The organism is Hydrogenophaga sp. GW101-3F08 (genome assembly GCF_059424585.1).
Genome location: NZ_JBWKZP010000005.1, coordinates 26,672 through 39,276 on the forward strand (window position 1 = coordinate 26,672; position 12,605 = coordinate 39,276).

The following is a 12,605-nucleotide window of genomic DNA, read 5'->3' on the forward strand; positions in this document are numbered from 1 at the left end:
CGAAAGGACCGTATGTTTTCCCACATCTTTGTCGGCGTCAGCGACTTCGAGCGCGCTCTGGCCTTCTACAACCCGCTGATGGCCGCGCTCGGCATCGAGCCGCGCTTCTGCGACCTCAGCCGCCCCTGGGCGGGCTGGCAGTCCCACCCGGGCCCTCGGCCGCTCTTCCTGATCGGCCGGCCCTACGACGCCCAACCCCACGCGCCGGGCAACGGCCAGATGGTGGCCTTCCTGGCCGACAGCCGGGCGCGGGTGGACGGCGCGCATGCGGCCGCGCTGACACACGGCGGCGTCTGCGACGGTGCGCCGGGGCTGCGGCCCGAGTACCACGAGCACTACTACGGCGCCTACTTCCGCGACCCCGACGGCAACAAACTCTGCGTGGCCTGCCACCTGCCGCCGGACCAGCAGGCGGTGCCTGCCGGGCTCCCACAAGGGGGCATGGCGTGCGGTTGAACGGGCTCCAGAGGCCGGCGCGCCGGCTGTTTCCGGTGCTTCTGCTGGCTGCGTTGCTGTTGCTGCTGCTGTCTGCCTGCGGCAAGGACGACCCGCAGGCCCGGCTGGAAGCGGCGGTGCAGCAGCTGCAGGACAACCTGGAAGCGCGCGACAGCGGCGCCGTGCTCGACCAGCTGGACAAGCGCTTTCGCGCCCAGGACCAGTTTGATGCGCAATGGGCACGCCAGACCATGCTGCTGCTGTTCCACCGCTACGCCCAGGTCAAGGTGGTCTCGCTCGGGCGCCAGACCCGCATCGACCCCGGCTCCGCGCTCACCGGCCACACCGAAGCCCAGCTCTTGGTCACCGGCGCACAGGGCCTGATCCCCGAGCGGGTCACGCCCTACACCGTGCGGCTGGAGTGGCGGCGTGATGGGGACGACTGGAAGCTCTATGACTTGAAGTGGGAGTGAGGGCGTGGGGCGGAATGCCAAAGCATTTGGCGCGATCACGGTGGATCGGCCGAGACAGTGCGTGTAACATTTCTCGCGTCTGGGCATACAGACGTGGCGAATGGGCAATATGGCGACCGGCTTCATGAATGGCGCGCACTTGCTCCGATTTGTCCCGTCGCCTGGTCTGGGTTTTCCAGATTGGACGACGATCCACATTGCGTTCGGGCACTCGAAACCCACTTCATCGCGCAGCAGCGGGAGGCACCATGAGCATCAAGCACATCAGGGAGTCTTTGGGCCAAGTCGCCACGTACTTCGCCGAGCATCCGCAAGATGCACGGTCGCAAGACAAGCCCGCCGTTGCAGTCCTCGAGTCCGGCTTACGTTGCAGAGCCGACGGACCCAACGGCGCCACGCTGGTCAGCGACATGCCGGCGCCCGTTGGTGGAAATGCCAGTGCCCCCACACCCGGCTGGTTCCTTCGCGCAGCGCTCGCGAACTGCGACGCGACAGTCATCGCCATGCGTGCCGCGCAGCTGGGCATCGTCCTCAGCCGGCTTGAGGTCACGGTCGGTAGTGAGTCGGACAATCGGGGCCTTTTCGGGGTCGCCGAATCCATTCCACCCGGCCCGCTGAGCATGCGTGTCAACGTTCGCATTGCAGCGGAAGACGCTTCCGCCCAGCAACTCCACGAGTTGGTTGAGTGGGCGGAGAAGCACTCTCCGGTCAGTGACGCCGTGCGCCGGGCAGTGCCGGTCACCACCGAAGTCACCGTTGGGTAATGGAGCGGGGCGTGTCCAGCTCTTTACAACGCCAATTCCAAACCGCCGCTTGGAACGAGATGGTGTCGGCTCTTGAAGCCTCAGACGTTTCAACTTGTGTTGAGGGTTGAGGCTGCTTCACTGATTCACGAGGCAGCACGAATCAACCGACCTCTCAAGCGCGCAAGCGCTCGCGGCGTGGCCGAGCCAGCGGCAAGGCGTTGACGCGCGGAGCCGCCTTCTCCAGCACGCGCCACAGCTCCATGGCCGCGTTCTCGATCTCCTTGCGCCACACCAGCCGCCAGGGCCGGCGCAGCGGGCCCGAGGCCAAGCGCTTGGCAACCACGTCGCCGCGGCGCAGGTGCGGCTCGGCCACCCACTCGGACAGCACACCGATGCCCATGCCTGCGCGCGCGAAGTCGATCACCGCTTCCGTGAGAGGCAGCACCTGGTAGTTGAGCGGTGCCTCGCGCGTTGCGGCCAGCGGCTTGTGGTACCAGGCCATGTCGCGCGTGGGCATGCGCGAGGTGAGCAGGGTTTCCTTGCACAGGTCGGCGCGGGTGAGCGAGGTGCGTGCGGCCAGGCGATGCGAAGCGGCCATGACGAACACGATCTCGTCGGCAAACAGCGGCTTGTCGACCAGGCGGCGGCTGCGCGGCGTCGGAGCCTCGCTGATGAGCGCTACCTCGATCTCACCGTCCAGCAGCGCGGCGATGGGGTCACGCGTGCACTCAATGGCGATGCTCAAGTCCATGCCCGGGAGGCTGGCACGCAGGCCTTTCAGTGCGCTGGGCATCCAGTGATAGGCGGTGTAGCACTCGCATACCAGCCGCAAGCGCTGCGCAGGTGCGGCTGGGCCTTGCAAGCGCGACTCGAGTTCGTGCAGTTCGGTGAGCAGGCGTGGCGCACTGTCGAGCAAGGTGTTGCCCGCCGGTGTGGGCTCCAGGCCGCGCGGTGTGCGCTCAAAGAGGCGCGCGCCCAGCTTGCCTTCGGCGGCGAGCAGTGCACGGCTGACGGCCGGCTGGGTCAGGTGGAGTCTGGTCGCGGCGCCCGCAGTGGTGCGCGCGGTGGCCAGGGCCAGCACCAGACGCAGGTCGCGGCTGTCGAGCCGAGGCGTGGGGGGTATTTCAATGCTGTTCATGCATTGAGTGTATGACTCGAATGCGTTGGACGAATAGCCCCTGAATTCGCACACTGGACCCCAGTGCAACAACTCATCAATGGGTATCGACATGGACACACACGAGCACACACCGGGCAGCACGGCCGACATCCTGCACCGCTTCAACCAGGCATTTCTGCGCCACGACCCCACCCTGTTAGTCGAGCTGATCGCACCCGACTGCGTGGTCGAACGTTCGCAGCCTACGGCCGACGGCACGCACCTTGTCGGCGGTGCCGCCTGCCTCGCTTCGTGGCGGGCCATTGCCGCCAATCGCAAAGGCGTGTTCACGCTGGAAGACGTGGTGGTGATGGGTGAGCGCGGTCTGATTTTCTGGGAATACCGCACCGGTCCCAGGCCTGGTGACGTTTCGCGCGGATTGAACGTGATGACCGTCCGCGACGGGCGGATTGTCGAAGGCCGCGGCTATGTCAAGGCCAAGGCCACCTGAACACAGCCTCACCTACAGAAAGAGACAACACGATGAAGAGCTATCACATGAGCATGGGTGCAGGCCTCGACGGCCTGGTGCTGAAGCGGCACGAAGTACCGCAGCCCGGCCCGAACGAGGTGCTGCTGCGCGTGCACGCCGTATCGCTGAACTACCGGGAACTGATGATCCTGCAGCAGGGTCGCTACCCGCTTCCGGTGAAGCCCGACGTGGTGGGCATGTGCGATGGCGCCGGCGAAGTGTCCGCGGTGGGCGCCGGCGTCACCCGGGCGAAACTCGGCGACCGCGTGATCGCGTCGATCTTCCCGCGCTGGGTGGACGGGCCCTTCGCGGTGGAGCGCGCGGCGCAGCTGGGCGGCTCCCTGGACGGCATGCTCACCGAGTACGCCGTGGTGCACGAAGATGCGCTGGTGGCCGTTCCGCCCCACCTGTCGTACGAAGAAGCGGCCACGCTGCCCTGCGCCGGTGTGACGGCCTGGAATGCGCTCACCGGCGGGCTGCCCCTGAAAGCCGGCGACGACGTGCTCACGCTGGGGTCGGGCGGTGTGTCGCTGTTTGCGCTGCAGTTCGCCAAAGCCTTCGGGGCACGGGTGATTGCCACGACCTCCAGTGACGACAAGGCGGCGCGGCTGCGCGAGCTGGGCGCCGACGAAGTGGTGAACTACCGCAGCACGCCCGACTGGTCGGCCGAGGTGCGGCGCTTGAGCGGCGGCGCCGGCGTGCAGCACGTGGTGGAGGTCGGCGGCGGCAGCACGCTGCCGCATTCGCTGAAGTCGGTGGCGATGAGCGGCGAGATCGGCTTCGTGGGCACCGTGGCGGGTGGCAGTTCGATGATCGACGCGAATGCGCTGTTCGCGTCGGGCGCCACCTTGCGCGCCGTGGCTGCGGGCAGCCGCACGCAACTTGACAGCGCGGCGCGCGCGATGGTGGTGAACAAGTTGCGGCCAGTGATCGCCCGCGTGTTCGGTTTCGATGAGGCTCCGGCGGCGCTGGCTTGGTACGCCGAGGGCCGTGGCTTCGGCAAAGTCGTGATTCGAGTGGCGGCATGACCGCGGCCGCCAAGACCAACCGAATGGGCCGATACCCCTCCCACAGAACTGATCGCCGCAATCGCGCTACAGGCACCTGCTTGGGGTCGGTCAGCGCCACCACGGGCTGCTCGGGCAGGCCGGCCTGGGCGTAGACCGCGATCAGAACCGATTCAAAAACAACCTACCCGCGCCGGATTCGCGTGGGAATATGAGCAGGGCTCAGTCCGCCGGAACCAGGCGGACGACGAGGTCGGGCGTGTCCGGCCCGGGAATCTCCAGCGCGACGTAGAGGTAGCCGTCGGGCCCGGTGGTCACGCCGCGCACGCGGCCCCGACCCTTGAGGAGGAGTTCCTGCCCGATCACGCGGTCGCCTTCCACTTTCAGGCGGTGCAGTTCCTGCTGCGCGAGCGCGCCGAGAAAGAGCTGGTTCTTCCATGCGGGAAAAGCGTCACCGGTGTAGAAGTGGATGGGGCTCACCGCGATCGACGGTGTCCAGTGGCGCACCGGCTGCGCCATGCCCTTCTTCCGGGTGAGCGCCGAGACTGGCGTACCGTCGTAGTTCATGCCGTGGGTGATGACGGGCCAACCGTAGTTGCGGCCGCGCACGATGTGGTTGAGTTCGTCGCCGCCCCGCGGACCGTGCTCGCTCTCCCAGAGCGCCCCGCTGCGCGGGTCGATCGTCAGGCCCTGTGGGTTGCGGTGGCCGTAGCTCCAGATCGAGGGGAGCGCGCCGCGCGTATGGACGAAGGGGTTGTCGGGCGGAACGCGGCCGTTGGGGAAGAGGCGGTGGATCTTGCCGTTGGGCAGTGAGAGGTCCTGCGCCTGGCCGACGTTGCCGCGCTCGCCGAAGGAGAAGAAGAGGTAGCCATTGTGAAACACGACGGCGCTGCCGAAGTTGATGCCGAGGTCGGTGTAGGTGGCCACGGGGGCCTTGAAGATCGTCTCTTGGTCGACCCAACGGCCGTCGCGGATGCGGCCGCGCACGAGCTTGGTGTTGCCGCTGTCCTCAGGCCCGGGGTCCGCGAGGGTGAGGTAGAGCCAGCCGTTGGCCGCATGGTCGGGATGGGGGGTGATGTCGAGAAGGCCGCCTTCGTCGCGCACCCACACGCGCGGCAGGCCCTTGATGGGGCGGGCGGTCCAGCGGCCGTCGTCCTGAATGCCCTCGACGAGCATGCCCTTGCGCTGGGTGACGAGCAGGCGGCCGTCGGGCAGGAAGGCCAGCGTCCAAGGGACGTCCAGGCCGGAGAGCACCGTCTCGACGCGGTAGGCGTGCAAGGCGGTGCGCTGTATGCCCTCCGGAAGCCCCCCAGCCTGGCCCACGGCGGGGTCAGCGCGGCGGTGGGCCGACTCGCGGATGAAGATGGCGAGCGCGCGGATCTCCGGCTCGGTGAAGGTCTTTCGGAAAGCGGGCATGCCGGAGCGGGGAACGCCGCCGCGGATGGCGCCCAGCAGGCGGGCGTCGTCCGAGGCCATCCACTTCCGGTCGAGCAGGCTGGTGGCCCGACCGCCTTGGAGGTCGGCACCGTGGCAGCCAGAGCAGAACTGTGCGTACAGCATGGCGGCTTTGCGTGCAGGCGGCTCGGCGGCGTGCAGCGCCGGAGCAGCGACGAAGGCGGCCATGAGGAGAAACAGCGGGAATCGTCGCATGGGCAAGGGGACGGCTCAGGCAGGGGAACGGAAGTGGCTGATCACACGCTGCGGGTTTTGTTCCAGCATCGCCATGTGACCGTTCGCAACTTCGCGTAACTTGGCCTGGGTTCGCACCGGCACGCGTTGGCCCATTTCCTGTTTGAGATCGGCGTTGAGCCGCTCCTCAGAGCGGCTCGGCTCGACCCTTCGCGGGCCGGCTCCGGGCTTCAGCCGCCCGTGAAGATGTCCGTCGCCAGTTTCATCAGCGCCACTACCGGCGCGTCCAGCATGGGCAGGGTGAAGGCGATGCCGAGCAGGCCGGCTGAGAGGGTGATGGGGAAGCCGATGGCGAAGGCGTTCATCTGGGGTGCGATGCGCGAGACGAAGCCGAGCACGATGTTGATGAACAGCAGCATGCCGATCATGGGCAAGGCGATCCACAGGCCGTAGCGGAACACCACCGCGCCCAGCTCGTGCAGGCGCAGGCGGTTGATCGACTCGAAGGCGCTGGCGCCCACGGGGAAGGTCTCGAAGCTGGAGACCACGGCCTGCAGCACCATGAGGTGGCCGTTGAGCACCACGAACAGCAGCATGGTGGTGTTGCCGAAGAAGCGGCCCACGGCGCTGGTCTGCTGGTTGGTGGAGGGGTCGAAGAAGCCGGCGTAGTTCAGGCCCATCTGCAGGCCGATGATCTCGCCCGCGAGCTCGACCGAGGCGAACACGATGCGCACCGCCAACCCGATGGCCACGCCCACCACCACCTGCTGCAGCACCACGGCGAAGGCGTTGGGGTCGGTCAGCGCCACCACGGGCTGCTCGGGCAGGCCGGCCTGGGCGCAGACCGCGATCAGAAACGCCAGCGCCACGCGGCTGCGCACCGGCACCGAGCGCGCCGAAAAAATGGGCGCGCTGGAAAACACCGCCAGCACCCGCAGAAAGGGCCAGAACACCGGCGACACCAGCGCCATGATGTCGGCTTCGCTGAAGGTGGGCATGGGGCGGGTCTTCGAAGTGACGGGAGTGAAGAGGCGGGAGACGAGAGAGGGGAAGCTAGCCAAGGGCACCGCGGAACCGGCTTTGCCGGGCCGCCAGTGCCGCCCCCTGGGGGGTGACGCGAAGCGGCGCGGGGGGTATCTAGATCGCGTGGGCTGGGATCGACAAGATCGTGCTGCGGATGAACTCCACCATGGTGGTGAGCATCCAGGGGCCGGCGACGGCGAACACCGCGATGGCCGCGATCAGCTTGGGCACGAACGACAGCGTGGCCTCGTGGATCTGGGTGATGGCCTGGAACAGGCTCACCAGCAGACCCACGCCCAGCACCGTGGCCAGGACGGGCGAGGCCACCATGAGGATGAGGAAGAGGGCGTTCTGCCCCATCGTGAGCGCGGCTTGTGGGTCCATGGTTCTTTCCTACGTGGCGAAACTGGCGGCTAAAGAGCCGAGCAAGAGGTTCCAACCGTCGGCCAGCACGAACAGCATGAGCTTGAACGGCAGCGCCACCAGCACGGGCGACAGCATCATCATGCCCAGCGACATCAGCACGCTGGCGACCACCATGTCGATCACCAGGAAGGGGATGAAGATCATGAAGCCGATCTGGAACGCGGTCTTGAGCTCGCTGGTGACGAAGGCCGGCACGATGACGCGGAACGGCGCGGTCTGCGCGGTCACGTCGGCGGGCAGCTTGGCGAGTTTGGCGAACAGCTCGAAGTCGCTCTGGCGGGTCTGCTTGAGCATGAAGGCGCGCATGGGCTCCTGGCCGCGCTCCAGCGCCTGCTCGAAGCTGATCTGGTTGCTGGTGTAGGGCGCGTAGGCGTCGCTGTAGACTTTGTCCAGCGTGGGGCCCATCACGAACAGCGTGAGGAAGAGCGAGAGGCCCACCACCACCTGGTTGGGCGGGGCCGACTGCGTGCCCAGCGCCTGGCGCAGCAGCGAGAGCACGATCACGATGCGGGTGAAACCCGTCATGAGCAGCAGCACCGCGGGCAGGAACGACAGCGCGGTGAAGAACAGCAGGGTCTGGATCGGCACCGAGTAGGTGTTGCCGCCCGAGCCCTGGCCGATCACCAAGGGCAGCGAGGCGCCAGCGCCCGGGGCGGCGGGCGCGGCCTGTGCCCACGCACCGGTGGCCAGCAGGGCGAGTGAGGTCAGCAGCAGGCCGCTGCGCAGCCAGTCAGCGCGGCGCATGGGAAGCCTTGTGGGACGAGGTGAACTGGGCCAGGCGCGCCGCGAAGCCGGTGGCCGCGGGGTGGCTGGCGTCGGCCGGGGCCACGGGTTCGGCGGGCAGCGGCAGGCTGTGCAGCGTGTGCACACCGCCCGGGGCCACGCCCAGCACGAGGCAGACGCTGTCGGCCCCCTGGCCGACCTGCACCGTGACCACGCGTTGCTGCGGGCCCAGCGAGAGCGAGTTGAGCACGTGCAGCGCCGGGCCCCGCTGGCTGGAGACGCCCGGCAGGTGGCGGCGGTAGCGTTGCAGCAGCCAGGCCACACCCACCATCACGATGAGCAGGATCACGGCCGGAGCGGCGTTTTGCAACATGAAGAAGTCCAGTGGAAAGTGGTCCGTAGAAGCGAAGTGCCTTCAACCCAAGGACACCGAGGAACCGGCTTAGCCGGGCCTCTGGTGTCGCCCCCCTTCCAGGGGGGAGGCGCCGAAGGCGACGCAGGGGGTTAACTTTTACTAATACGGCGCATGCGCTCGGAGGGCGTCACGATGTCGGTCAGGCGGATGCCGAACTTTTCGTTCACCACCACCACCTCGCCCTGCGCGATCAGGTAGCCGTTGACCAGCACGTCCATGGGCTCGCCCGCGAGTGCGTCGAGTTCCACGATGGAGCCCTGGGCCAGCTGCAGGATGTACTTGATGGGCACCTTGGTCCGGCCCAGCTCCACCGAGAGCTGCACCGGGATGTCCAGCACCATCTGGATGTCCTGCATCTGGGCGTTGCCGTGACCATGGCCGCCGCCCGGTGTGGCCGGGGCGCTCACGGTGTCGAACGCGGGCGCACCGTCGGTGGGGTGGGCGCTGGCCTGTTCTTCCAGGGCCTGGGCCCAGTCGTCGGCGATGGCGTCGTTGTCAGTTGACATAGGTATCTCCCAGCCAGTTGATTTCGGTTCCGCGCAGCTTGTTGTCGATGCGCAGGGCGTATTTGCCTTTGTGCGTGCCGTACTGGCACTCGAACAGGGGAACCCCTTCCACCCGGGCCTGGATGCTGGGCGTGCGCTCCAGTTCGATGAAGTCGCCCACCTGCATGGCGAGCAGTTGCTCCACGGTGGCGTCGGTCTTGGCCAGCTCGGCCACCAGGGTCAGTTCGGCGGCCTGGATCTCGTGGCTCAGCAGGCGGATCCAGCGCCGGTCCACCTCGATGGCGCTGCCCTGCACGGAGGAATACAGCACGTCGCGGATCGGCTCCAGCGTGGCGTAGGGGATGCAGATGTGCAGGCCGCCCGTGATGTCGCCGATCTCCACCGAGAAACTGGTGGAGACCACGATCTCGCTGGGGGTGGCCACGGTGGCGAACTGGGGCTGCATCTCCGAGCGCTGGTAGGCCAGCTCCAGCGGGTAGATGCCGGTCCAGGCCTTCTTGTATTCCTCGGCCACCACCTCCACCAGGCGCGTGATCACGCGGTGCTCGGTGGGGGAGAAGTCGCGCCCTTCGATGCGGGTGTGGAACTTGCCGGTGCCGCCGAACAGGCTGTCGATCACGCCGAACAGCAGCGTGGGCTCGCACACCACCAGGCCGTTGCCGCGCAGCGGGCGGATGGCCATGATGTTCAGGTTGGTCGGCACCACCAGCTCGCGCAGGAAGGCGCTGTACTTCTGCACCTGCACCCCGCCCACCGCGATCTCGGGGCTGCGGCGGATGAGGTTGAACAGGCCCAGCCGCAGGTTGCGTGAAAACCGCTCGTTGACGATCTCCATGGTGGGCATGCGCCCGCGCACGATGCGCTCCTGGCTGGAGAGGTTGTAGCTGCGCACCCCTTCGGTGGACTGCTCTTCCTTTTCCAGTTTCTGGCTTTCACCGGTCACGCCCTCAAGCAGGGCGTCGACTTCATCCTGGGAGAGAAATGAATCGGCCATGGTGTGTGTGCCCGCTGGGTTATTGGATGAGGAAGCTGGAGAACAGCACGCCCTGCACCGGGTGGGGCTCGGCGGGCGGTTGTTTGCTCTTGGGGCCGGCGCCGGTTTTGGCCGGCGGGGTGTAGTGCATCACGCGCGAGATCTCGTTGATGATGTCGGTGGCCAGCTTTTCCTTGCCCTCGATCTGCAGCAGCTCGTCCGAGGTGCGCTGGGAGACCAGGATCAGGATGCTGTTGCGGATGGAGGGCATGTAGACCTTGATGTCCTCGCTGGTCTTCTCGTCCTGCAGCTGCAGCGTGATGCCGAGCTGGGCAAAGCGGTTGCCGCCCGCATCGGCCAGGTTGACCACCATGCTGTCCAGCGGCAGGAAGGTCGGGGGCGCCCGGTGCTCGTCCACCGCGGAGGTCTCTTCTTCCGCGCCGTCCTCGCCGTCGGCGGTGTTGGCCCTGAGCAGGAAAAAGGCACCGGCCGCGCCGATGATCGCGAACACCACCAGGCCGATCAGGATGAACAGCAGCTTGCGGCTCTTCTTCGGTTTGACGGGAACCGGGGCTTCGGCGGTCGCGGCGGCAGCGGACATGGGCATTCTCCAGAAGATCGCCCCGGACCGGGGGCGGACCACGCCAGGAAAGGCGCGGTGTTCGGAAGAATTATTGAGCGCCCCCCCCTGCGGCGCTCCCCGGAAAAGGGCGGGAAAAGCCCCTTATTCCGGTCTGATCGGTTCAGACAAAAAGGTCCAGCGGTTGGCTGCCGTCGGCGCGTGGACGCGGTACCGTGGGCGCCGCCGGAGCGCTGTCCACACCGCCGGCCGCGCCACCGGCGCGCGCCGGGCGCACACCGGCTTCGGCGGGCCGCTGGCCACCGGGTCCACCCGATGCCTGGCCCTGGCCGCCGCCCACCGACACCCCGCCGAGCTGGATGCCGCCGCGCTGCAGCAGCTCGGCCAGCGACTCGCCCGCGTTCTGCGTGAGGCTGGCGCGGGCCTCGGCGCTGTCGGTGCGGAAGTCCACCTGCACCTCCTGACCGGACATCGAAAGCTGGATGTCGATCGCGTCTTCGCCGCCTTCGCCCACGCGCAGGCTGGCGTGGCGCAGGTTCTGCGTGCCCCAGTGGCCGACGACCTCGGCCTCGGTGTCGGTCTCGCCGTTCAGCGCGGCTTCCTGGGCCGACTCGGCCCAGGCCTCGTCGGTGGCCAGCTCGGCCTCGCCGCTCTCGGCCAGGGCGCCTGGCTGGGCGCCACCGCCACCGCTGGCGCCGGCATCGGCTTGTGCGCCGGCGCCGCTCGCCGCGCCGAGCGCGAAGGGGCCGGCGCCCGCGGCCGCGAGCGCCGGGGCCTCGGTGGTGCTGGTGCGGCCCATGCGGTCGTGCAGCGCCACGGTGCTGTGCATGGCCGTGAGCGAGGCCGTGGTCTGGCCCGGCCCGCCGTCGACGGACACCGCGACGCTGTGCTGCTGGTGGGCCGAAACGGTGGTGCTGGGCGCGGCCGCGGCGTGTTGTGCCATGGCCCCGGCGCTGCGCCATTGCAGGCTGCGCGTGGTGGGCACCTGGCCCAGGGCCGGCGCGGCCTTGCCCGGTGCCTGGGCCAGGTCGGCGGGGGCTGCCGGCTCCAGCGCGGTCGCAGCCTCGGCGCCGGGGTCGCCCGCCGTGCCACGGGTCAGCGCGGCCAGGGTCTGGGCGTCGGGTTCGGCCGGGGTGTCCAGCAGGGTCATGCCCTGCAGCGCCGGGTCGGCGGCGGGGGTGTCGGCGCTGGGGAGCGGCTTGCCCGCAGCACCGCCCATGGCCTGGGCTGCGAGGGCGCCCGAGGGCGGGGTCGGGGCCAGGGCGCTGCCCGGGCCGGGCCAGGTCAACAGGGCGGCCAGCGGGTTGGCGTCGGGTTCGGGCTGCGCGTCGCTCGCGGTGGTCGCGGTGGTGTCGGTGCCGGTGGCTGCGTCGCTCAGTGCCTCGGCGCCCGGCTCGAACGTGGCGCTCAGCAGCGAGAGCAGGTTGGAAAACAGGTCGGCGCCGGTGGCCGTGCCCGAGGCCTCGCGCGCGGGCTTGCCGGCGCCGCTGCGCGTGGTGCCGGTTGCGTTGGCGCTGGCGTTTGTGCTGTGGCCTTGGGTGGCAGAGGGCGCTGCGCTCATGAACGAACTCCCTGGAGCTGGGCCTGGGCCAGGCTCTGGCGCAGGTGGATGGTGAGGGCCATTTCGTCGGTGTTCTTCTGGTCCAGGCGCTGCGCGCGGTGGTCGATGGCCTGCTGCTTGCGTTCGGCAAAACGGCGCAGGCCGGCCACGTCGCGTTCGGCCGCGTGCAATTGCGACTGGCCGCGCTCGATCATCGCCTCACGGTCCTGCAGCACCCGGGCCTGGAAGTTCATGGCGTGGTCGATCTTCTGCATGAACTGGCGGTGGTGGTGCAGCAGGTTGGCGTCCACGCCCACGCTGCTGCGCGCCGACCAGCGCGCCATGGCCTCCTGCGCGTACGACTCCAGCTGCACCATCTGCTCGCGCGCCATCTGCAGTTCGCGCTGCAGCTGGGCCAGCGCGGCCAGCGCCTCGTCGCGGCGCTTCTCGGCCAGCTCCACCACCTTGTTCAGGGTCTTCATGTTGCTCATGTCGGTG

Annotated in this window: 16 protein-coding genes and 1 pseudogene; 5 read left to right on the plus strand and 12 right to left on the minus strand. The window is 68.3% G+C overall.

Annotated features, from left to right (window positions below):
* Positions 1-12 precede the first annotated feature (12 nt).
* From AC07YZ_RS14145 to AC07YZ_RS14155, 3 genes are all read left to right on the plus strand, one after another.
* A complete protein-coding gene (locus tag AC07YZ_RS14145; RefSeq protein ID WP_494795198.1) occupies positions 13-456 on the plus strand; it encodes a VOC family protein in 444 nt (147 codons plus the stop codon).
* Between the two features lie 35 nt (positions 457-491).
* A complete protein-coding gene (locus AC07YZ_RS14150; RefSeq protein WP_494795199.1) occupies positions 492-908 on the plus strand; it encodes a hypothetical protein in 417 nt (138 codons plus the stop codon).
* Positions 909-1,156: 248 nt separating this feature from the next.
* On the plus strand, positions 1,157-1,672 hold the full coding sequence (locus AC07YZ_RS14155; RefSeq protein ID WP_226494399.1) for an OsmC family protein: 516 nt from the start codon (positions 1,157-1,159) through the stop codon (positions 1,670-1,672).
* 154 nt (positions 1,673-1,826) lie between these two features.
* On the opposite strand, the gene AC07YZ_RS14160 is transcribed toward AC07YZ_RS14155, so the two are convergent.
* Positions 1,827-2,792: a LysR family transcriptional regulator gene (locus tag AC07YZ_RS14160; RefSeq protein ID WP_226494398.1), complete on the minus strand. Its 966-nt coding sequence runs from the start codon at positions 2,790-2,792 to the stop codon at positions 1,827-1,829.
* A gap of 79 nt (positions 2,793-2,871) precedes the next feature.
* Between AC07YZ_RS14160 and AC07YZ_RS14165 the strand changes: the two genes are divergently transcribed.
* Positions 2,872-3,264 carry a nuclear transport factor 2 family protein gene (locus AC07YZ_RS14165; RefSeq protein WP_494795200.1) on the plus strand — a complete coding sequence of 131 codons (393 nt, stop codon included), beginning with the start codon at positions 2,872-2,874 and terminating at the stop codon, positions 3,262-3,264.
* Between the two features lie 32 nt (positions 3,265-3,296).
* Positions 3,297-4,313 (plus strand): zinc-dependent alcohol dehydrogenase family protein, encoded by a 1,017-nt coding sequence (locus AC07YZ_RS14170; protein ID WP_494795201.1) that lies wholly within the window; start codon positions 3,297-3,299, stop codon positions 4,311-4,313.
* Between the two features lie 201 nt (positions 4,314-4,514).
* On the opposite strand, the gene AC07YZ_RS14175 is transcribed toward AC07YZ_RS14170, so the two are convergent.
* The 11 genes and pseudogenes from AC07YZ_RS14175 to fliJ form a co-directional block, all read right to left on the minus strand.
* Positions 4,515-5,915: a PQQ-dependent sugar dehydrogenase gene (locus AC07YZ_RS14175; RefSeq protein WP_494795202.1), complete on the minus strand. Its 1,401-nt coding sequence runs from the start codon at positions 5,913-5,915 to the stop codon at positions 4,515-4,517.
* 42 nt (positions 5,916-5,957) lie between these two features.
* Positions 5,958-6,110, minus strand: a pseudogene (locus AC07YZ_RS14180) (IS630 family transposase); the annotation flags it as partial.
* Between the two features lie 41 nt (positions 6,111-6,151).
* Positions 6,152-6,919, minus strand: a complete 768-nt coding sequence (gene fliR / locus AC07YZ_RS14185) for a flagellar biosynthetic protein FliR (RefSeq protein ID WP_068171703.1) — start codon at positions 6,917-6,919, stop codon at positions 6,152-6,154.
* A gap of 139 nt (positions 6,920-7,058) precedes the next feature.
* Positions 7,059-7,328 (minus strand): flagellar biosynthesis protein FliQ, encoded by a 270-nt coding sequence (gene fliQ / locus AC07YZ_RS14190; protein ID WP_226494393.1) that lies wholly within the window; start codon positions 7,326-7,328, stop codon positions 7,059-7,061.
* Between the two features lie 9 nt (positions 7,329-7,337).
* On the minus strand, positions 7,338-8,114 hold the full coding sequence (gene fliP, locus AC07YZ_RS14195; RefSeq protein WP_226494392.1) for a flagellar type III secretion system pore protein FliP: 777 nt from the start codon (positions 8,112-8,114) through the stop codon (positions 7,338-7,340).
* Positions 8,101-8,466, minus strand: coding sequence for a FliO/MopB family protein (locus AC07YZ_RS14200; RefSeq protein WP_226494391.1), 366 nt, complete (start codon positions 8,464-8,466; stop codon positions 8,101-8,103). The genes fliP and AC07YZ_RS14200 overlap by 14 nt, the downstream gene beginning before the upstream one ends.
* A gap of 131 nt (positions 8,467-8,597) precedes the next feature.
* Positions 8,598-9,014: a flagellar motor switch protein FliN gene (fliN, locus tag AC07YZ_RS14205; RefSeq protein WP_226494390.1), complete on the minus strand. Its 417-nt coding sequence runs from the start codon at positions 9,012-9,014 to the stop codon at positions 8,598-8,600.
* On the minus strand, positions 9,004-10,008 hold the full coding sequence (fliM, locus tag AC07YZ_RS14210; RefSeq protein ID WP_226494389.1) for a flagellar motor switch protein FliM: 1,005 nt from the start codon (positions 10,006-10,008) through the stop codon (positions 9,004-9,006). The genes fliN and fliM overlap by 11 nt, the downstream gene beginning before the upstream one ends.
* A 19-nt stretch (positions 10,009-10,027) precedes the next feature.
* Positions 10,028-10,594 carry a flagellar basal body-associated FliL family protein gene (locus AC07YZ_RS14215; protein ID WP_413465793.1) on the minus strand — a complete coding sequence of 189 codons (567 nt, stop codon included), beginning with the start codon at positions 10,592-10,594 and terminating at the stop codon, positions 10,028-10,030.
* Positions 10,595-10,730: 136 nt separating this feature from the next.
* Entirely contained in the window at positions 10,731-12,128 is a 1,398-nt protein-coding gene (locus AC07YZ_RS14220) for a flagellar hook-length control protein FliK (protein WP_494795203.1), read from the minus strand.
* The gene (gene fliJ, locus AC07YZ_RS14225; protein WP_226494386.1) at positions 12,125-12,598 is read right to left on the minus strand and encodes a flagellar export protein FliJ; all 474 of its coding nucleotides are present in this window, start codon (positions 12,596-12,598) and stop codon (positions 12,125-12,127) included. Before fliJ ends, AC07YZ_RS14220 begins: the two co-directional genes overlap by 4 nt.
* Between the last annotated feature and the right edge of the window lie 7 nt (positions 12,599-12,605).

Excerpts from the sequence above, each read along its gene's own strand:
- AC07YZ_RS14145 (WP_494795198.1), top strand. The coding sequence starts at position 13 with ATGTTTTCCCACATCTTTGTCGGCGTCAGCGACTTCGAGCGCGCTCTG.
- AC07YZ_RS14155 (WP_226494399.1), top strand. The coding sequence starts at position 1,157 with ATGAGCATCAAGCACATCAGGGAGTCTTTGGGCCAAGTCGCCACGTAC.
- AC07YZ_RS14160 (WP_226494398.1), bottom strand. The coding sequence starts at position 2,792 with ATGAACAGCATTGAAATACCCCCCACGCCTCGGCTCGACAGCCGCGAC.
- AC07YZ_RS14165 (WP_494795200.1), top strand. The coding sequence starts at position 2,872 with ATGGGTATCGACATGGACACACACGAGCACACACCGGGCAGCACGGCC.
- AC07YZ_RS14170 (WP_494795201.1), top strand. The coding sequence starts at position 3,297 with ATGAAGAGCTATCACATGAGCATGGGTGCAGGCCTCGACGGCCTGGTG.
- AC07YZ_RS14175 (WP_494795202.1), bottom strand. The coding sequence starts at position 5,915 with ATGGCCGCCTTCGTCGCTGCTCCGGCGCTGCACGCCGCCGAGCCGCCT.
- fliR (WP_068171703.1), bottom strand. The coding sequence starts at position 6,919 with ATGCCCACCTTCAGCGAAGCCGACATCATGGCGCTGGTGTCGCCGGTG.
- fliQ (WP_226494393.1), bottom strand. The coding sequence starts at position 7,328 with ATGGACCCACAAGCCGCGCTCACGATGGGGCAGAACGCCCTCTTCCTC.
- fliP (WP_226494392.1), bottom strand. The coding sequence starts at position 8,114 with ATGCGCCGCGCTGACTGGCTGCGCAGCGGCCTGCTGCTGACCTCACTC.
- AC07YZ_RS14200 (WP_226494391.1), bottom strand. The coding sequence starts at position 8,466 with ATGTTGCAAAACGCCGCTCCGGCCGTGATCCTGCTCATCGTGATGGTG.
- fliN (WP_226494390.1), bottom strand. The coding sequence starts at position 9,014 with ATGTCAACTGACAACGACGCCATCGCCGACGACTGGGCCCAGGCCCTG.
- fliM (WP_226494389.1), bottom strand. The coding sequence starts at position 10,008 with ATGGCCGATTCATTTCTCTCCCAGGATGAAGTCGACGCCCTGCTTGAG.
- AC07YZ_RS14215 (WP_413465793.1), bottom strand. The coding sequence starts at position 10,594 with ATGCCCATGTCCGCTGCCGCCGCGACCGCCGAAGCCCCGGTTCCCGTC.
- AC07YZ_RS14220 (WP_494795203.1), bottom strand. The coding sequence starts at position 12,128 with ATGAGCGCAGCGCCCTCTGCCACCCAAGGCCACAGCACAAACGCCAGC.
- fliJ (WP_226494386.1), bottom strand. The coding sequence starts at position 12,598 with ATGAGCAACATGAAGACCCTGAACAAGGTGGTGGAGCTGGCCGAGAAG.